Annotated in this window: 15 protein-coding genes; 10 read left to right on the top strand and 5 right to left on the bottom strand. The window is 58.7% G+C overall.

Annotation, left to right across the window (positions count from 1 at the left end; genetic code table 11):
• Window positions 1-160 precede the first annotated feature (160 nt).
• From kdgD to RYC18_RS01495, 5 genes are all read right to left on the bottom strand, one after another.
• On the bottom strand, window positions 161-1072 hold the full coding sequence (gene kdgD, locus RYC18_RS01515) for a 5-dehydro-4-deoxyglucarate dehydratase (protein WP_005745319.1): 912 nt from the start codon (window positions 1070-1072) through the stop codon (window positions 161-163).
• A 309-nt stretch (window positions 1073-1381) separates the two neighbouring features.
• Window positions 1382-2131 (bottom strand): FadR/GntR family transcriptional regulator, encoded by a 750-nt coding sequence (locus RYC18_RS01510; RefSeq protein ID WP_002555183.1) that lies wholly within the window; start codon window positions 2129-2131, stop codon window positions 1382-1384.
• A 98-nt stretch (window positions 2132-2229) separates the two neighbouring features.
• The gene (locus RYC18_RS01505; protein WP_005745320.1) at window positions 2230-3963 is read right to left on the bottom strand and encodes an ABC transporter ATP-binding protein/permease; all 1734 of its coding nucleotides are present in this window, start codon (window positions 3961-3963) and stop codon (window positions 2230-2232) included.
• An 89-nt stretch (window positions 3964-4052) separates the two neighbouring features.
• Window positions 4053-4616, bottom strand: coding sequence for a response regulator transcription factor (locus tag RYC18_RS01500; protein WP_002555185.1), 564 nt, complete (start codon window positions 4614-4616; stop codon window positions 4053-4055).
• Entirely contained in the window at window positions 4613-5872 is a 1260-nt protein-coding gene (locus RYC18_RS01495) for an ATP-binding protein (RefSeq protein ID WP_005745321.1), read from the bottom strand. The genes RYC18_RS01500 and RYC18_RS01495 overlap by 4 nt, the downstream gene beginning before the upstream one ends.
• 192 nt (window positions 5873-6064) lie before the next feature.
• Between RYC18_RS01495 and RYC18_RS01490 the strand changes: the two genes are divergently transcribed.
• The 10 genes from RYC18_RS01490 to RYC18_RS01445 all read left to right on the top strand — a co-directional run bounded on the left by RYC18_RS01490 (window position 6065) and on the right by RYC18_RS01445 (window position 19507).
• Window positions 6065-6778 (top strand): SIMPL domain-containing protein, encoded by a 714-nt coding sequence (locus tag RYC18_RS01490; protein WP_005745322.1) that lies wholly within the window; start codon window positions 6065-6067, stop codon window positions 6776-6778.
• Window positions 6779-6914: 136 nt separating this feature from the next.
• Entirely contained in the window at window positions 6915-8522 is a 1608-nt protein-coding gene (locus RYC18_RS01485; RefSeq protein ID WP_316882334.1) for an ABC transporter substrate-binding protein, read from the top strand.
• Window positions 8523-8778: 256 nt separating this feature from the next.
• Entirely contained in the window at window positions 8779-10407 is a 1629-nt protein-coding gene (locus RYC18_RS01480) for an ABC transporter substrate-binding protein (RefSeq protein ID WP_005780851.1), read from the top strand.
• 334 nt (window positions 10408-10741) lie between these two features.
• Window positions 10742-12334, top strand: a complete 1593-nt coding sequence (locus tag RYC18_RS01475) for an ABC transporter substrate-binding protein (RefSeq protein ID WP_316882329.1) — start codon at window positions 10742-10744, stop codon at window positions 12332-12334.
• Window positions 12335-12489: 155 nt separating this feature from the next.
• On the top strand, window positions 12490-13869 hold the full coding sequence (locus RYC18_RS01470; protein ID WP_316882327.1) for an OprD family porin: 1380 nt from the start codon (window positions 12490-12492) through the stop codon (window positions 13867-13869).
• Window positions 13870-13951: 82 nt separating this feature from the next.
• On the top strand, window positions 13952-15547 hold the full coding sequence (locus RYC18_RS01465; RefSeq protein WP_005745330.1) for an ABC transporter substrate-binding protein: 1596 nt from the start codon (window positions 13952-13954) through the stop codon (window positions 15545-15547).
• 74 nt (window positions 15548-15621) lie between these two features.
• A complete protein-coding gene (locus tag RYC18_RS01460) occupies window positions 15622-16632 on the top strand; it encodes an ABC transporter permease subunit (RefSeq protein ID WP_002555193.1) in 1011 nt (336 codons plus the stop codon).
• A gap of 10 nt (window positions 16633-16642) precedes the next feature.
• Window positions 16643-17554 carry an ABC transporter permease subunit gene (locus RYC18_RS01455; RefSeq protein WP_002555194.1) on the top strand — a complete coding sequence of 304 codons (912 nt, stop codon included), beginning with the start codon at window positions 16643-16645 and terminating at the stop codon, window positions 17552-17554.
• A 10-nt stretch (window positions 17555-17564) separates the two neighbouring features.
• Window positions 17565-18533 (top strand): ABC transporter ATP-binding protein, encoded by a 969-nt coding sequence (locus tag RYC18_RS01450; RefSeq protein ID WP_002555195.1) that lies wholly within the window; start codon window positions 17565-17567, stop codon window positions 18531-18533.
• Complete coding sequence (locus RYC18_RS01445) at window positions 18533-19507, top strand: peptide ABC transporter ATP-binding protein (protein ID WP_003379694.1); 975 nt, start codon at window positions 18533-18535, stop codon at window positions 19505-19507. The genes RYC18_RS01450 and RYC18_RS01445 overlap by 1 nt, the downstream gene beginning before the upstream one ends.
• The last annotated feature ends 28 nt before the right edge of the window (window positions 19508-19535 follow it).

The raw sequence follows: 19535 nt of genomic DNA, 5'->3' as shown, positions 1-19535 counted from the left end.
AGAGCTCCCACTGATTATTTTTTTACGCGGGTAAAGCTGTTTTTGGGTGTTGCATTACAGGCCCCTTGGCAGTGTCGCGGCGACGACAGCTACCACCTGTAAGGGTCATGCATTCCAACGACAAAACCGCTGATCGCTCAGCGGTTTTGTCCTGGGGGTGTTACTGCTTGCCTTGCTTGTCCATCAGCGCGGCGAGCATGTCGCACTCGTCCGGGGTCAGGTCGGTCAATGGCGCGCGCACCGGGCCTGCGTCGTAGCCGGCGATCTTCGCGCCTGCCTTGACGATACTCACGGCGTAACCGGCCTTGCGGTTGCGGATTTCCAGGTAAGGCAGGAAGAAATCGTCGATGTATTTACCGACCGCCTCGTGATCGTCACGGGCAATGGCGTGGTAGAAGTCCATCGCCAGTTTCGGTACGAAGTTGAACACAGCAGACGAGTAGACCGGCACGCCCAGCGCCTTGTAGGCAGCGGCATAGACTTCAGCGGTCGGCAGGCCGCCCAGGTACGAGAAGCGGTCGCCGAGACGGCGGCGGATCGAAACCATCAGCTCGATATCACCCAGGCCATCCTTGTAACCGATCAGGTTCGGGCAACGCTCGGCCAGTTGTTCCAGCAGGGTTGGCGTCAGGCGGCAGACGTTACGGTTGTAGACAACCACACCGATCTTGACCGACTTGCACACCGCTTCAACGTGGGCGGCAACGCCGTCCTGGCTGGCTTCGGTCAGGTAATGCGGCAGCAGCAACAGACCTTTGGCGCCCAGACGCTCGGCTTCCTGAGCGTACTCGATGGCCTGACGGGTCGGACCGCCTACACCGGCCAGGATTGGCACGCTGGTGGCGCAGGTGTCGACGGCAGTCTTGATGATTTCGGAGTATTCGCTGGCGGCCAGGGAGAAGAACTCACCTGTGCCACCTGCGGCGAACAGAGCACTGGCGCCGTACGGAGCCAGCCACTCGAGACGTTTGATATAGCCCGCGCGATGGAAGTCGCCCTGAGCGTTGAAATCGGTAACCGGGAAAGACAGCAGACCGGATGAGAGGATGGACTTCAGTTCTTGTGGATTCATTATTCGAACACCCTGGAGGACATAATTGTTAGAAGATCACCGGGTCAGTGCCGATGTCGTAAGTCATCGTACAACTGATAATAAAATCACTCAACAGGGATTTTCGGGTTTTTTCAGAGGGAGAGGACCGGGGCCGTTTTTGGCTCACGCGATGCCGCTTAGATTTGTGACGCAGAGCGTCACGACAGGCATTCCCACGCTGGAGCGTGAGGAACGATAGGCCTGACTATTTAACCTCAATCCACCTAACCTATCGTGCGACGCTCCGCGTCGCATGCCGTCCTGGACGCTCTGCGTCCTCTTTAACCGTCAGGCCCGCTGCGACTCGGCTTCTTCGTGGGCGTGGCGCAGGCGTTCACGGCTGTTGGTCAGGTGCAGGCGCATGGCGGCGCGGGCCGCATCGGAGTCCTGACGGGCGATGGCGTCGAAAATTTCTTCGTGCTCGCGGCTCAGGCGGTCCATGTAGTGCTGCTGATCATCATGGGCCAGACGCGCAGAGTTCAACCGTGTGCGCGGGATGATGCTGGTGCCCAAGTGGGTCATGATGTCCGTGAAGTAGCGATTGCCGGTCGATAGCGCAATCTGCAGGTGGAACTGGAAGTCAGACGCCACCGCATCCGTGGCGTGTGCGGCACTTTCATTGAGCGCGTCCAGCGCCGAACGCATCGCCGCCAACTGCTCGTCACTGCGCCGCTGGGCTGCCAGCCCGGCCGACTCGACTTCCAGGCTGATACGCAATTCGAGAATAGCCAGCACATCACGCAGAGTGACAATGGTGGCCGGATCGATACGGAACCCACTGGGGCTTGGCGTATCGAGAACGAAGGTGCCGATGCCGTGGCGGGTCTCGACCAGACCGGACGCTTGCAGGCGCGAAATCGCCTCGCGCACCACGGTGCGGCTAACGCCCTGCTCTTCCATGATTGCGGATTCGGTAGGCAGTTTGTCGCCACGCTTGAGCTGACCGCTGCGAATTCGCTCGGACAGCTCAGTCACCAACTCCTGCGCGAGGCTGCGGTGTTTTCTACGGGCGCGGGGCGGAGCGCTTTGATTTTCCATCCAACATCGATCTCTGGACTGCTAAACATGGGCTAATCATAGCTCAGCGGTTGTATGATCACACCCTCAAAAGCGCCACCCGCCCAACAGCACTAACCTCAAACCGCTGCTGGTGTCGGTTGCTCGAGCAGTTTTGCGCCCTCGATACGCACATGCCGACCATGAAAGCGTTTGAGGCTGCTGCGATGTCCGATACTGACCAGCGTCAGACCGGGCAGGCCATCAATGATTGCGCGGTGCATGGCAGCCTCGTCATCCTCATCCATGGCCGAGGTGGCCTCATCCATATACAGCCAGCTTGGCGCGACCAGCAAGGCGCGAGCAAACGCCACTCGCTGCTGCTCGCCGGGCGACAGAAAGCGTTGCCAGTGATTGCTTTCGTCCAGTCGCGGTATCAGGTGCTCCAGACGACACTGGTTCAGCACCTCTGCAAAGCGTTCTGCCGGGTAGCGTTGCGCAGGTTGTGGATAACTCATTGCCTCACGCAAGGTGCCGATGGGCAGATAAGGCCGCTGCGGCAGGAACAGCGCCGTCCCTGTGGGCACGCAAATCTGGCCCGAACCGTGCGGCCATAGACCACCGAAAGCCTTCAGCAACGAGCTTTTGCCACTGCCCGAGCGACCACTGAGCATCACTCGCTCTCCCGGACCGATATGCAGATTGGCATCGCTCAACAGTTGACGCCCCCCTGCGAGGCTCAATTCCAGGCCACGCAGGTCCAGTGTGTCGTTAGCGTGAACCCTTTCAATGGCCGGTTGCTGCGCTTCATGATCAGTCATGGCCTGACGGAAGCTCAGCAGGCGGTCACAGGTGGCGCGCCATGAGGCCAGCGTGCTGTAGGCGCTGATGAACCAACTGAAGTTCTCCTGCACATTACCGAATGCCGAATTGATCTGCATCAGATCACCCAACTCGATCTTGCCCGAAAAATACCGCGGCGCAGCCACGATGAAAGGAAAGATCAGGGCAATCTGCGAATAACCCGATGTGAAGAACGTCAGTCGCTTCTGGACTTTCATGGATGCCCGGAAGTTATTCCAGATCATCATGAAGCGCCCGCTGAGGCGCTGGTTTTCATTACGCTCGCCCTCGGACAAGGCAATACTTTCGGCGTTTTCCCGTACACGCACCAGAGCAAAACGCAGGTCCGCCTCAAAGCGCTCCTGTTGGTTGTTCAACGGGATCAGCCGCTTGCCGATCCAGTGCGTCAACAGGCTGCCGATAAGCGCATAAAGCAGGGCCGCCCAGAACATATAGCCGGGTATGGTGACCCCGAACAGTTCGATGCTGCCCGACACGCCCCAGAGAATAACCGAGAACGAGACAAGACTGACGACCGCACTCATCAAGCCAAGCCCCAGACTGAGGGTGCTGGTGGTGAACTCGTTGAGGTCTTCGGACAGACGCTGGTCGGGGTTGTCGGTATATCCGCCCTGCTCCAGGTGGTAGTAGTTCTTGTCTGCTAGCCAGCGGGCGAAGTGCTGTTCAGTCAGCCAGCGACGCCAGCGAATGGTCAGCAACTGGGTCAGGTACAGACGATAGACCGCTGCCAGAATGGCGATCGCGGCGATACCGCTGAAGTACAGGATCAGGTGGGTGAAGGCAGCCAGGTCCTTATTCTGCAGCGCGTTGTAAAAATCCCGATACCAGCTGTTGAAGAAGACCGACACTTGTACGCTGAACAGCGACAGCGCAATCACCGAAACCAGCAACAGCCAGGCGGTGACCTTTTCCTCACTGCGCCAATACGGCGTTATCAGCTTCCAGACGCGGCGTAGAAACGCCCCTTTCACAGTGTCGTTGACGGCAGAATATTCAGCATTGCGATTCATGTAGGTCAGGCTCGCTCTCTTTGAAAGTACGATGCCTGATCACAATGAAGCAAAAAAACGCCTACACGACCACTATGAAAAAACCTTCATTAACGCCGCACGGGGCGCTTCTGCAACTTGCGTTGCAAGGTCCGGCGGTGCATGCCCAGCGCCCGGGCTGTGGCGGAAATATTGCCCTCGTGCTCGGTCAGCACGCGCTGGATGTGCTCCCACTGCAAGCGATCCACCGACATCGGATTCTCGGGGACCAGCGTGTCGAGGTTGGCGTGTTCGGACAGCAGAGCCGCCAGCACATCATCGGCATCAGCCGGTTTGCACAGGTAATTGCACGCGCCGCGCTTGATGGCTTCGACCGCCGTGGCAATGCTCGAATAACCGGTGAGGATCACCACACGCATGTCCGGGTCCATTTCCAGCAGCTTGGGCAGCAGCACCAAACCTGAATCGCCATCCATTTTCAGGTCCAGCGCGGCGTATTCAGGAATGTCCTGCTGCGCCAGCGCCAGGCCTTCCTCGGCTGAACCTGCGGTGCTCACGCGAAAACCACGACGGCTCATGGCCCTCGCCATTACACGGGTGAACGTCGCGTCGTCATCGACCAGCAACAGGTGCGGCAGCTCTTCGCCTTCGACCTGGATGTCTTCGTCACTCATGCTTCTTCTCCTCGCGTATCTCGGGGCAGGCGCAGCTCGGTGAGCGTACCGCCTTCTTCATGACTGTAGAGCTTTACCGAGCCACCCGCACGGGTGACGCTGGCCTTGCTCAGAAACAGACCCAGGCCGAAACCTTTGCCCTTGGTAGTAAAGAACGGCTTGCCGATCTGTTCGGCAATCGCCAGCGGCACACCTGCGCCGTGGTCGCGAATACTGATACAGACTTCTGTGCTGTCCCAGTCCAGGTTGACTTCAAGGCCATCGGGGCAGGCGTCGGCCGCGTTGTTGAGCAGGTTGAGCAGCGCCTGGGTAAGGTCCGGTGGCGGGGCCAGCATCGGCACCTCGCCCTTGCCCAGCTGGTAAAAGCGGTAGCTCACTTCCGGGCGCATCAAATGCCAACGGTTGAGGGATTCGTCCAGCCAGCGGGTGGCAGGCTGCTGCTCAACGGCCATGCGCCGGTTGGCTTCGGCGGCACGCACCAGTTGCTGAAGGGTCTGTTTGCACTGCTTGACCTGCTCCTGCAACACCGACAGGTCGTCCTGCAAAGCAGGGTCACCGTGGTCCTGGCGCATTTCCTTGAGCAGCACGCTCATGGTCGCCAGTGGAGTGCCCAGTTCATGGGCCGCGCCTGCGGCCTGGGTCGCGACGGCAAGCAGCTGTTGATCGCGCAAGCCCTCCTCCCGGCGCTCTGCGCGCAACTGCTCCTGGCGACGCAGCTCTTCGGCCATCTTTGCCGCGAAAAAGGTAATGACGGAAGCCGCCAGCGCAAAACTCAGCCACATGCCGTAGACCTGCATGTTTTCCCGGGCAATGGAGTCGGTTTCCAGCGGGTAGGAACGCACCATCAGCAAGGTGTACATGCTCAGCGCAAAGCCGGACAGAATCAGCGAGTAACGCCATGGCAGCGTGGCGGCGGCAATGGTCAGCGGCACCAGATAATAAGACACGAACGGGTTGGCCGAGCCGCCCGAGTAATACAGCAGCGCGCTGTGAATCAGCAGGTCCAGCGCCAGTTGCAGCGCATATTCGAGCTCGGTGAGCGGCAGCGAGGTGCGCAGACGAATGACTGTCAGCCCGCACAGCACCAGCGAGCAGCCCAGGGTGATCGACAGTTGCAGCCACGGCAGTGGCAGAAAGTCGAACAGCCAGGCCATACCTACCGAGCCGGCTTGCGCGGCCAGCACCAGAATACGGATGAATGTCAGGCGCCACAGGTTTTGACGTGTGGCTGAAAGCATTTGAACGGGGGCGAGCATGAGCTCTCCTGATGAGTGCTCCAGGCGGATCACAGCGAGTATAACCAAGCGAGAGGTAAAACTGGAAAAGTGCGTCAACGCACCGCACACCAGAGCAGTCCGGCATCGCAGGAACCGGGCCAAAGCGCTACAGTCAGAACACTTTGCGCCGAGCGACACGTGTCGCAGGCCGTTTGATAACAAGGAGCTCTCATGTTCAATCTTCGCCCTGCTGCCACGCTCGTCGCGCTGGCCGCCGCCCTGTCCAGCCTGCCGGCCCTGGCTGAAGAAGCCCGCTACAACCAGATTTCCTTGCGCGCCGAGGTCAACCAGGAAGTCCAGCGCGACCTGATGCTGGTTACCCTTTATACCGAAGCACAGGACAGCGACCCGGCCAAACTGGCAGCTCAGATCACTGAAACCCTGAACAAGGCTCTGGGCCAGGCGCGGCAGGTCAAGGATGTGAAGATCCGTCAGGGCAGCCGCAACAGCTATCCGGTTTACGACGACAAAGGGCAGAAGATCACCGGCTGGCGTGAACGCGCCGAGCTGCGTCTGGAAAGTGCAGACTTTGCGGTACTTTCGAAGCTGACCGGCGAGCTGCTGACGGATCTGAAAATGGGCGGCATGGACTTCTCGATCTCGCCATCGACCCGCAAGGCCAGCGAAGACGCCCTGCTCAAGGACGCCGTGACTGCGTTCAAGGCCCGAGCGCAACTGGTCACAGAAGCCTTGGGCGGCACGGGTTACAAGCTGGTTAACCTGAACCTGAACACCTCGGGCTACCCGCAGCCGTATCTGCGCGCACCGGTGATGATGATGGCAAAATCCTCGCGGGAAGACTCAGCGCCAACACCCGATGTCGAAGCGGGCACCAGCCAGGTCAGCGTTGCAGCCGATGGCGTGATTGAAGTCGCGATCCCCTGAGAAACGGTCATCATTTATTCCGAGCCCGGAAACCGGAGCTCAATCAGCACAACTATCGCTCCCATGCTCTGCGTGGGAATGCAGTTACCGACGCTCTGCGTCCGATATTGAGAACGCAGCACTACGCGAGGGATCCATGGGACACAAACTCTTCAAACCGCTGCTGCTGACCTCCGCCCTGCTGGCCTGCGCACCTCTGGCCCAGGCGGCCAGCACACTGGTGTATTGCTCGGAAGCCAGCCCAGCCGGTTTCGACCCCAGTCAGTACACCAGCGGCACCGACTTCGATGCCTCGGCCGAAACCGTCTTCAACCGCCTGACCCAATTCAAGCGTGGCGGCACGGAAGTGGAGCCAGGCCTGGCTACTCGCTGGGACGTCTCGCCGGATGGCCTGACCTACACGTTTCATCTGCGCGACGGCGTGAAGTTCCACACCACGGACTATTTCACTCCTACTCGCGCATTCAACGCGGACGACGTGCTGTTCACGTTCAACCGCCTGCTCGACGCCAACCATCCGTTCCGCAAGGCCTACCCGTCCGAGTCTCCCTACTTCACTGACATGGGCCTGAACACAACGATCAAGAGCGTCGAGAAAGTCGACCCGCTGACCGTCAAGTTCACCCTGAACAACATTGACGCTGCGTTCGTGCAGAACCTGGCCATGAGCTTCGCGTCCATCCAGTCTGCCGAATACGCCGACCAGTTGCTCAAGGAAGGCAAGGCCGAGGACTTGAACCAGAAGCCGATCGGCACTGGCCCGTTCGTCTTCAAACGCTACCAGAAAGACTCGCAGATCCGTTACGCGGGCAACACCGAGTACTGGAAGCCCGAGGACGTGAAGATCGACAATCTGATCTTCTCGATCAGCAGCGATGCCGCAGTGCGCATGCAGAAGCTCAAGGCTGGCGAATGTCAGGTCAGCGGCTATCCGCGTCCGCAGGACATCGAAGAAATGAAAAAGGACCCGAAACTCAAGGTCCTCAGCCAGCCGGGCTTCAACCTGGGGTTCCTCGCCTACAACGTCACCCATGCGCCGCTTGATCAGCTCAAGGTGCGCCAGGCGCTGGACATGGCTATCGATAAACCGGCGATTATCAAAGCGGTTTACCAGAGTGCCGGTCAACTGGCCGAAAACGCCTTGCCGCCGGGTCAGTGGAGCTATGACCCGACGATCAAGGATGCCCCTCACGATCTGACCAAGGCAAAGCAACTGCTCAAGGAAGCAGGCGTGGCACCGGGCACGAAAATCGACCTGTGGGCCATGACCGTACAGCGCGCCTCGAACCCCAATGCGCGCATGTCTGCACAGATGATTCAGTCCGACTGGGAAAAGATCGGCATCAAGGCCAACATCGTCAGCTACGAGTGGGGCGAATACATCAAGCGCGCCAAGGCAGGCGAGCATGACGCGATGATCTACGGCTGGACGGGTGACAACGGCGACCCTGACAACTGGCTAGGTGTGCTGTACAGCTGTGCAGCCGTCAAAGGCAGCAACTACGCCAAGTGGTGCGACCCGGCCTACGACAAGCTGGTGCAGCAGGCCAAGCTGACCAGTAACCGCGACGAGCGCATCAAGCTCTATCAGCAGGCCCAGCACATTCTCAAGCAGCAGGTACCGATCACACCTATTGCCAACTCGAAGGTGTTTCAGCCGATGCGCCAGGAAGTGCAGGACTTCAAGATCAGCCCATTCGGTCTGACACCCTTCTATGGTGTCAGCCTGGGAACAGTGAAGTAACAACATGGCTCCAACCGGGTGCATTTTTCTCACCCGGTTGCGCCTTAACGGTGCGTGAAACGTTTCAAAAAACGACACGCAAACGATCAACAGGGTCGAAAATTACACTTTCGCGACATTCCTGTACGATCGTGCCACTCTTTGTCGCTTCTTTGGCGTCACTGTCTTGCTTTGGGTATGGCCCCTGCATAAGTATCGGATGGATCGGCTCACGAGGTCGTTCCCTCTAATCAAAATGACAACAACTGAGGCAACCATGCTCAAACACGCGGTCATTCCGTTTCTGGTCGGCGCCAGCCTGCTCGCCAGTGCTCCTTTCGCTCACGCAGCTTCGAATCTGGTGTTCTGCTCCGAGGGCAGCCCTGCCGGATTCGATCCGGGTCAATACACCACCGGTACTGACTTCGACGCCGCAGCAGAGACCATTTTCAACCGCCTGAGCCAGTTTGAACGCGGCGGCACCGCCGTGGTGCCCGGTCTGGCAACCAAGTGGGACATCTCTGATGATGGCCTGACGTACACCTTCCACCTTCGCGAAGGCGTCAAGTTCCATACCACGCCCTACTTCAAGCCGACCCGTGAATTCAATGCCGATGACGTGCTGTTCACGTTCAATCGCATGATCGACAAGGACATGCCTTACCGCAAAGCGTATCCGACCGAATTCCCGTACTTCACTGATATGGGTATGGACACCAACATCACCAAGATCGAAAAAGTCGACGACCACACCGTCAAGTTCACTCTTGGCAAAGTCGACGCTGCGTTCATCCAGAACATGGCCATGAGCTTCGCGTCCATCCAGTCCGCAGAGTACGCCGCCAAGCTGCTCAAGGAAGGCAAGCCGGAGCTGATCAACCAGCAGCCTATCGGCACCGGTCCGTTTGTGTTCAAGAGCTACCAGAAAGACTCCAATATTCGTTACACCGGCAACAAGGACTATTGGAAGCCTGAAGACGTCAAGGTCGACAACCTGATCTTCGCCATCACCACCGACGCCTCGGTGCGCATGCAGAAGCTCAAGAAAAACGAATGCCAGATCACCGCTTACCCACGTCCTGCCGACCTTGAGCCACTCAAGGCCGACAAAAACCTGAAGATGCCTGATCAGGCTGGCTTCAACCTGGGTTACATCGCCTACAACGTGATGCCTGAGATCAAGGGCGAGGACCATCCAAATCCCCTGGCTCAGTTGAAAGTGCGCCAAGCGCTGGACATGGCGGTCAACAAGCAGCAGATCATCGACTCGGTTTACCAGGGTGCAGGTCAATTGGCGGTCAACGCCATGCCGCCGACCCAGTGGTCCTATGACACCACCATCAAGGATGCCAAGTACGATCCCGAGAAAGCTCGCGAGCTGCTCAAGGAAGCGGGCATCAAGGAAGGCACCGAAATCACCCTGTGGGCGATGCCGGTTCAGCGTCCTTACAACCCCAACGCCAAACTGATGGCCGAAATGCTCCAGAACGACTGGAAGAAGATCGGTATCAACGCCAAGATCGTCAGCTATGAATGGGGCGAGTACATCAAGCGCGCCAAGAATGGCGAGAACGGCGCCATGCTGATTGGCTGGAGCGGCGACAACGGTGACCCGGACAACTGGCTCGGCACCCTGTTCGGCTGTGACGCCCTGAACGGCAACAACTTTGCCAAATGGTGTGACAAGCCGTTCGACACGCTGATCCATCAGGCCAAGGAAACGTCCGATCAGGCCAAGCGCACCGAGCTGTACAAACAGGCGCAACACCTCCTGAAAGACGCAGTGCCGATGACGCCTATTGCGCACTCGACTGTCTACCAGCCCATGCGCACTAGCGTACAGGACTTCAAGATCAGCCCGTTTGGCTTGAATTCCTTCTACGGCGTGAGCGTAACCGGGAAATAAAAACGGCGGCAGGCTGCGCCGCCCAACCGGCGCAGCCTGCCGTTCTACCTGAACATGAGCCCCGAGCAGTTGGTTGAAAAAGTGTCGATACTGGCACTCTTCGACTATCACTAAGATATTTCCTACGCACTTTGCTGCCTGCGAGCCTATATACCGCGCGTCTTTGGCGAATTACCGTCCTGAGGTCGCGGCAACTGGCAGGAAGCCAGCCGCTTCGTGGCCGTTGTAACCCAATGTGTGCGGACAGGTTGTTCGGAAATCTTTTTCGGGTCAGCGCCTTCGGGCCAGTTAGACATTCGAGCCTCGGCTCGTCCTTTGAAGGATAGGGATCATCATGCGTAAAACTCTTGCGATGACGTCGTGCCTGGGGCTGTTTGCACTTGCCCCGTTTGCCCAGGCGGCAAGCAATCTGGTGTTCTGCTCCGAAGCAAGTCCGGCTGGCTTCGACGGTGCTCAATACACCTCATCCACGGATAACGATGCATCAGAGCCGATCTACAACCGTCTGACCGAGTTCAAGCAGGGCGATACCAGCGTGGTTCCGGGGCTGGCTACTTCATGGGATGTTTCGCAAGACGGTCTGACCTACACGTTTCATCTGCGCGAAGGCGTGAAGTTTCACAGCAACAAGAACTTCAAGCCCAGCCGTGATTTCAATGCCGACGACGTGCTGTTCACCTTCAACCGCATGCTCAACCCCGACCATCCGTTTCGCAAAGCCTACCCGACCGAGTTCCCCTACTTCACCAGTATGGGCCTGAACAAAAAGATCAAATCCATCGACAAGACCGACCCGCTGACCGTGGTGTTCACCCTCAATACGGTCGATGCAGCGTTCATCCAGAACATCGCGATGAACTTCGCCGGGATCCTGTCCGCCGAATACGCCGAACAACTGATGGCCAAGGGTGATGTACGCGACATCAACCAGCAACCGATTGGCACGGGGCCTTTCGTGTTCCAGCGCTATCAGAAAGACTCGCAGGTTCGTTACAAGGGCAACAAGGAGTTCTGGGATCCGAGCCGGGTGAAGATCGACCAGTTGATTTTCGCCATCGTGACCGACGCCTCTGCCCGCATGCAGAAGCTCAAGGCCAACGAGTGCCAGGTCTCGGTGAACCCGCGTCCGGCAGACCTCGCCAGCCTCAAGGAAGACAAAAGCCTGCAGATCATCGAGAAGCCAGGCTTCAACCTCGGCTACATCTCCTACAACGTGCGCCACGAGCCGCTCGGCAAGCTGGAAGTGCGCCAGGCGCTGGACATGGCCGTCAACAAGAAGGCAATCATCAACGCGGTTTATCAGGGCGCAGGACAGCTGGCAGTCAATGCCATGCCGCCAACCCAGTGGTCCTACGATGACAGCATCAAGGACGCGCCTTATGACCCGGAAAAAGCCAAAACCCTGCTGCGCGCGGCTGGCGTCAAGGAAGGCACCGAACTGACCCTCTGGGCCATGCCGGTCCAGCGTCCTTACAACCCCAACGCCAAGCTGATGGCCGAGATGCTGCAGGCCGACTGGGCCAAGGTCGGCATCAAAGTCCGGATCGTCAGTTACGAATGGGGTGAATACCTCAAGCGCACCAAGAATGGCGAGCACGATATCTCGCTGATCGGCTGGACCGGCGACAACGGTGACCCGGACAACTGGCTGGGCACGCTGTACAGCTGCGCCGCCATTGGCGGTAACAACTACTCGATGTGGTGCGACGAAAAATACGACCAGCTGGTCAAGGCCGCCGTCGCTGTCACCGACCGCGAGCAGCGCACCGACCTGTACAAACAGGCGCAACGCTACCTCAAGGAACAGGTGCCGATCACCCCGATTGCCCACTCGACTGTCAATCAGCCGTTGCGCGCCGAGGTCAGGGACTTCCACGTCAGCCCGTTTGGTCGCAACAACTTTTCAGGCGTCAGCATCGCCGACTGATCAGCAACCACGCATGCCCTCGCCGTCTTGTGTCACGGCGAGAGCCAGCACTTGCGCGTTTATACCGATAACAACGCAGGGCCCAAAGCCCTGCACCACCAAAAGCCAGGCTTAAGAACTGGCATATAAAAAAGTGATAAAGGGAGCTGCACATCGTGAAAACAACAAGTACTGCGTTATTGGCCTTATCTCTCTCGTCGTTCGGCGCATTGGTTCAGGCAGAACCAGCGAGCCAGACGTTCATACCGACCGAGCTGAGTTCGAAGAATGCACAGGCCGACGCCAATGGCTTTATCGAAGATCAACACCTGACCGGCACGACCCGCAACTGGTACGCCAACGAACTAAAGCGTCGTGGCGAGGTTTTCCGCTACAACGACAACGGCATCGCTGAGCAGACCTCGCGTCGTATTAACTGGCAGCAGGGCACCATCGTCAACTACACCTCTGGCTACACGCAGGGCGTTGTAGGTTTCGCCACCGAGCTGGCACTGTACAACGCCATTGCGCTGGACCGTGACACCGATGACTTTGCAGGCAGTTCCAACCGGACCCTGGCCCACCGTGACGGCGATGCAGTCGGTCAGTGGAGCAAAATGGGCCTGGGCAACGTCAAGGCGCGGGTTTCCAACACCGTCCTGACCATGGGTCGCCAATCGGTGAACACCCCGGTCATCGCCTTCATTGGCAACCGCGCACTGCCTTCCAGCTTCCAGGGTTTCGCCGTACAGAGCGACGAGCTCAACAACCTGTCGTTTCAAGCCGGTAGCTTCGACCGCGTATCGCCACGTATGGAGCAGAGTCTGGACAAGTTCCGCTCCGAGTACGGTGATCGCAGCAAGACCGCCGACCGCCTGGACATGTTCGGCGCTGACTACAAGCCGACCGACAGCCTGACTGCCAGCTTCTACGCGTCCAACCTGGAAGACTTCTGGCACCAGTACTACTTCGCCTTCACCCACGAACTGGGCGATAGCAAGACCTTCGCGTTGAGCACCAACCTGAACTACTACAAAACCAAGGATGCTGGTCAGAGCAAGCTGGGCGCAATCGACAACGATACCTACAGCCTGTCCTTCACCGGTACGCATAACGCGCACAGCATCAGCGTTGCGTACCAGGAAGTTAACGGTAACGAGTATTTCGACTACGCCCACGACACCAACGCAATCTTCCTGGCCAACTCCCTGCTCTCGGACTTCAACGGCCCGAACGAGAAGTCCCTGCAGGTCGCTTACGTACTGAACATGGCCGAATATGGCGTGCCGGGTTTGAAATTCAACATCTACCAGGCACGTGGCTGGGACATCGACGGTACGCACTACAGAGGTACCGGTTACACCGACGTACTGGCAATGGACGGCGAGACTCACTACGAATACGGTATCGGTACGTCGTACTCCGTGCAGTCCGGCCCGCTCAAGGCCACTGCCATCCGCGCCACGTACACCACTCACCGCGCCAGCGAGAATCAGGCTGATGGCAACATCAACGAATTCCGTCTGGTGACCACCGTTCCGTTCAACATTCTTTGATTCGCTGAAAACCGTTCTGGTGCAAGGCAACAGCCTTGCGCCAGAACATCACCATCGGCGTCAACTCTATGGAGGGTTCACAATGAAACTGTTATCGCTACGCAACTCGATCGCCCTGGCCCTGCTCAGCGTCGCCGTCAGTGTTTCGGCAAAACCCCTGGTGGTCTGCACCGAAGCCAGCCCCGAAGGCTTCGACATGGTGCAATACACAACAGCCGTGACGGCCGACGCCGTGGCTGAAACCGTATTCAATCGCCTGGCAGATTTCAAACCCGGCACCACGGAAGTTATTCCAGCGCTGGCTGAATCCTGGGACATCAGCGAAGACGGTCTGACCTACACTTTCCACCTGCGCAAAGGCGTCAAGTTCCACACCACCGACTACTTCAAACCGACCCGCGACATGAATGCCGACGATGTGCTCTGGAGTTTTCAGCGTCAGCTGGACCCGAAACACCCGTGGCATGACAAGTCGAGCGTCGGCTTCCCCTACTTTGAAAGCATGGGCTTCAAAGAGCTGCTGAAAAGCGTCGAGAAAACTGACGACTACACCGTCAAGTTCACCCTGACCCGTCGCGAAGCGCCATTCCTGGCCGACCTGGCCATGGCGTTCGCCTCTATCTACCCGGCGGAATATGCCGACCAGTTGTTGAAAGCCGACAAGACCAACGATCTAAACAGCAAGCCAATCGGCACCGGCCCGTTCATCTTCCAGCGCTATGCCAAGGATGCGCAGGTACGCTTCAAGGCCAACCCGGATTACTTCCGCGGCAAGCCGCCTGCCGAAGCACTGATTCTGGCCATCGCCACCGACAACAACGTGCGCCTGCAGAAACTCAAGGCCAACGAATGTCAGATCGCGCTGTACCCAAAGCCGGACGACGTGCCGAGCATCAAGAAAGACCCGAATCTGAAAATCGATGAAATGGAGGCCATGACCACCGGCTATATTGCGATCAATACCACGCACAAATATTTGAGCGATGTGCGGGTACGCAAAGCCATTGACATGACGTTCGACAAGAACGCTTATGTCAACGCGGTGTTCGGCAAGGGTAATGCGCTGGTAGCAGTCAACCCGTATCCGCCGACCCTGCTGGGTTACAACAACAGCCTGAAGAATCCGCCGGTCGACCTCGACAAGGCACGCGCCTTGCTGAAGGAAGCAGGCGTGCCGGAAGGCACCACGTTTACCCTGTTCACCCGCAACGGCGGTGGCCCGACCAACCCTAACCCGATGCTCGGCGCGCAAATGATGCAGTCCGACCTGGCAAAGATCGGCATCAAGATCGACATTCGCGTCATGGAATGGGGCGAAATGCTCAAACGCGCCAAGAATGGCGAGCATGACATGGTGTCTGCCGGCTGGGCAGGCGACAATGGTGACCCGGACAACTTCCTGACCCCGATGCTTAGTTGTGAAGCGGCGAAAAACGGCGAGAACTATGCACGCTGGTGCAATGCCGAATTCCAGACGCTGATCGACAAGGCCCGCGAAACAGTGAACCCGCAGGAGCGTGCGACGCTCTATGAGCAAGCTCAGGCAATATTCAACAAGGACCAGCCGTGGATCAGTATGGCTCACACCAGAATGTTCACGGCCATGCGTAAAAATGTGGAGGGCTACCAAATCAGCCCGCTCACAACCAACAACTTCGCCACTACCCAGGTGAAGTAGAAAAATAATCCGGCGAGCTCATAACCCGAGACTCGCCGGAGCACGCCTAACCGGCTGATGAGGTACACACCAAGATGTTTAGTTTTATCGCCCGCCGAGTGGGGTTGCTGATACCCACTTTCTTCGGCATCACCTTATTGACCTTCGCCTTGATTCGCCTGATTCCGGGCGACCCGGTCGAAGTCATGATGGGTGAGCGCCGGGTCGATCCGGAAATGCACGCTCAGGCCATGGAACGTCTTGGTCTGAATAAGCCACTGTATGCCCAGTACATCGATTACATCGGCAAGCTCGCCCACGGCGACCTCGGTGAATCGCTGCGTACGCGCACCAGTGTCTGGAGCGAATTCACCTCGCTGTTCCCGGCAACCCTGGAGTTGTCGCTGGCGGCACTGATTTTTGCGGGTATTCTCGGCTTGCTGGCCGGGGTCATCGCCGCACTCAAGCGAGGGTCCCTGTTCGACCATGGGGTCATGGGGATTTCCCTGGCGGGCTACTCCATGCCGATCTTCTGGTGGGGCCTGATCCTTATCATGTTCTTCTCGGTATCACTGGGCTGGACGCCGGTATCCGGGCGGATCGACCTGCTGTACGACATTCCGCCGGTCACCGGCTTCATGCTGATCGACACCTTGCTCAGTGACGAACAAGGCGCGTTTCTCGATGCTTTGCATCACCTGATTCTTCCGGCCATCGTGCTGGGCACCATCCCGCTGGCGGTAATCGCCCGGATGACCCGCTCTTCGATGCTCGAAGTACTGCGTGAAGACTACGTGCGTACTGCACGGGCCAAAGGCCTGTCGCCAGCGCGCGTGGTATTCGTTCACGGCCTGCGCAATGCGCTGATTCCAGTGCTGACCGTATTCGGCCTGCAAATCGGCACATTGCTGGCCGGTGCGGTACTGACCGAAACGATCTTCTCGTGGCCCGGTATCGGCAAGTGGCTGATCGAAGCCATCGGTGCCCGGGATTATCCGGTCGTGCAAAACGGCATTCTGCTGATCGCCTGTCTGGTGATCCTGGTCAACTTCGTGGTGGATATCCTCTACGGCTTTGCCAACCCACGCATCCGTCATCAGCGCTGAGATCATCGATATGAGCACCCCTACTCCTGCGGTAGCAGTCGATCAAAGCCTGCTTTACCCATCCCCGTACAAAGAATTCTGGCAAGCGTTCTCGAAAAACAAAGGCGCGGTTGCCGGCCTGCTGTTCATGATTCTGATCGTGTTCTGCGCCCTGTTCGCCCCGTGGGTTGCGCCACATGACCCGAGCGAGCAATACCGTGACTTCCTGCTGACACCTCCGGTGTGGCTTGAAGGCGGTCAATGGCAATTCATCCTCGGCACCGACGAACTGGGCCGCGATCTGCTGTCGCGTCTGATCCAGGGTTCGCGCCTGTCGCTGCTGATCGGTCTGGCATCGGTGGTCATGTCGCTGATCCCGGGCATCCTGCTGGGCTTGCTGGCGGGCTTCTTCCCGCGCGTGCTGGGCCCTTCGGTCATGCGCCTGATGGACATCATGCTGGCCCTGCCATCGCTGCTGCTGGCTGTAGCCATCGTGGCAATTCTCGGCCCTGGCCTGATCAACACCGTGATCGCCATCGCCATCGTGTCGCTGCCGTCCTACGTACGTCTGACCCGCGCAGCGGTAATGGGCGAGCTGAACCGTGACTACGTGACGGCTGCGCGTCTGGCCGGTGCCACCCTGCCACGCCTGATGTTCATCACCGTGCTGCCCAACTGCATGGCACCGCTGATCGTTCAGGCAACGCTGAGTTTTTCCTCGGCCATTCTCGACGCCGCAGCGCTGGGCTTTCTGGGCCTTGGCGTACAGCCACCGACGCCTGAGTGGGGCACCATGCTCGCCTCGGCGCGCGACTACATCGAACGTGCCTGGTGGGTCGTCAGCCTGCCCGGTCTGACCATTTTGCTCAGCGTGCTGGCAATCAACCTGATGGGCGACGGTCTGCGCGATGCGCTGGACCCGAAACTCAAGAACGCCGCCTGAGGAGATTCGCATGTCACTTCTTGAAATCAAGAATCTCAACGTCCGCTTCGGCGACGCCAAAGCCGTACCTGTTGTGGACGGCCTGTCCCTGAGCGTCGAAAAAGGCGAAGTATTGGCCATTGTTGGCGAATCGGGGTCCGGTAAATCCGTGACCATGATGGCGCTGATGGGGCTGATCGATTCACCCGGCATCATCACCGCCGACGCGCTCAACTTCGACGGCAAGGACCTACTCAAGCTGAACGCACGGCAGCGTCGTCGCATCATCGGCAAAGACCTGGCGATGGTTTTCCAGGACCCGATGACCGCGCTGAACCCCAGTTACACCGTGGGCTTCCAGATCGAGGAAGTGCTGCGCCAGCACCTGAACATGTCGGGCAAGGCGGCACGCCAGCGCGCGCTGGAACTGCTGGAAAAGGTCGAAATCCCTGGCGCGGCTGCGCGCCTGAATGCCTACCCGCATCAACTGTCGGGCGGCATGAGTCAGCGTGTAGCAATTGCCATGGCCATCGCCGGCGAACCCAAGCTGCTGATCGCCGACGAACCGACCACCGCGCTGGACGTGACCATTCAGGCGCAGATCATGGAGCTGTTGCTGAGCCTGCAAAAAGAGCAGGACATGGCGCTGGTGCTGATCACTCACGACCTGGCGGTAGTGGCTGAAACCGCACAGCGCGTCTGTGTGATGTATGCCGGTCAGGCCGTGGAAGTCGGTCAGGTGCCCGGTCTGTTCGAGGTCCCTGCCCACCCGTACAGCGAAGCCTTGCTGGCTGCTATTCCCGAGCACAGCATGGGCGCCGAACGCCTCGCCACGCTGCCGGGCATGGTTCCGGGTCGCTATGACCGGCCACAGGGTTGCCTGCTTTCACCGCGCTGCCCGTATGTGCGCGACAACTGCCGGACCGAACGTCCTGGCCTGGACCCCAAGGCCCATAGCCTGGCGCGCTGCTTCTATCCCTTGAATCAGGAGGTGGCGTAATGAGCGTCGTACTTACCGCCCGCGACCTTACCCGTCACTACGAAGTCTCCCGAGGCCTGTTCAAAGGCACAGCGCTGGTGCGCGCGCTTAACGGTGTGTCCTTCGAACTGGAAGCCGGCAAGACCCTGGCTGTGGTCGGCGAGTCCGGCTGTGGCAAGTCGACGCTGGCCCGCGCGCTGACACTGATTGAAGAACCTTCATCGGGTTCGCTGAAAATCGCTGGCCAGGAAGTGACCGGTGCCAGCAAGTCCGAGCGCAAGCAGTTGCGCAAAGACGTACAGATGGTATTCCAGAGCCCTTACGCGTCGCTCAACCCACGCCAGAAAGTCGGTGACCAGCTCGGCGAGCCGCTGTTGATCAACACCAAACTGTCGGCAGCAGAACGTCGGGAAAAAGTGCAGGCGATGATGGCTCAGGTCGGTTTGCGCCCCGAGCACTATCAGCGCTACCCGCATATGTTTTCCGGCGGTCAGCGTCAGCGTATCGCGCTGGCCCGGGCGATGATGCTACAGCCCAAAGTGCTGGTCGCGGACGAACCGACTTCGGCGCTGGACGTGTCGATTCAGGCACAGGTGCTGAACCTGTTCATGGATTTGCAGCAGGAATTCAATACCGCCTACGTGTTCATCTCCCACAACCTTTCGGTGGTGCGTCATGTCGCCGATACGGTCTTGGTGATGTACCTGGGGCGGCCAGCGGAAATGGGTCCCAAGGAAGAGATCTATAACCGTCCGCTGCACCCTTACACTCAGGCACTGTTGTCAGCGACCCCGACCATCCACCCGGACCCGCTCAAACCGAAGATCAAGATCGTCGGCGAGCTGCCCAACCCGCTCAACCCGCCAAGCGGCTGCGCTTTCCACAAGCGCTGCCCTTACGCGACCGAACGTTGCGCAACAGACGTACCGGAACTGCGCCTGGTGGATAACCGCCAGGTGGCCTGCCACTATGCCGAGCAATTTGTAGCGGCATAGGCTGAAGCTAGAAGCTAGAAGCTAGAAG

It is taken from the genome of Pseudomonas syringae group sp. 247E2 (genome assembly GCF_032587795.1).
Lineage (GTDB): Bacteria > Pseudomonadota > Gammaproteobacteria > Pseudomonadales > Pseudomonadaceae > Aquipseudomonas > Aquipseudomonas amygdali.
The sequence above is the reverse complement of the archived record's forward strand: the minus strand, read 5'-3'. Positions and strand labels throughout refer to the sequence as shown.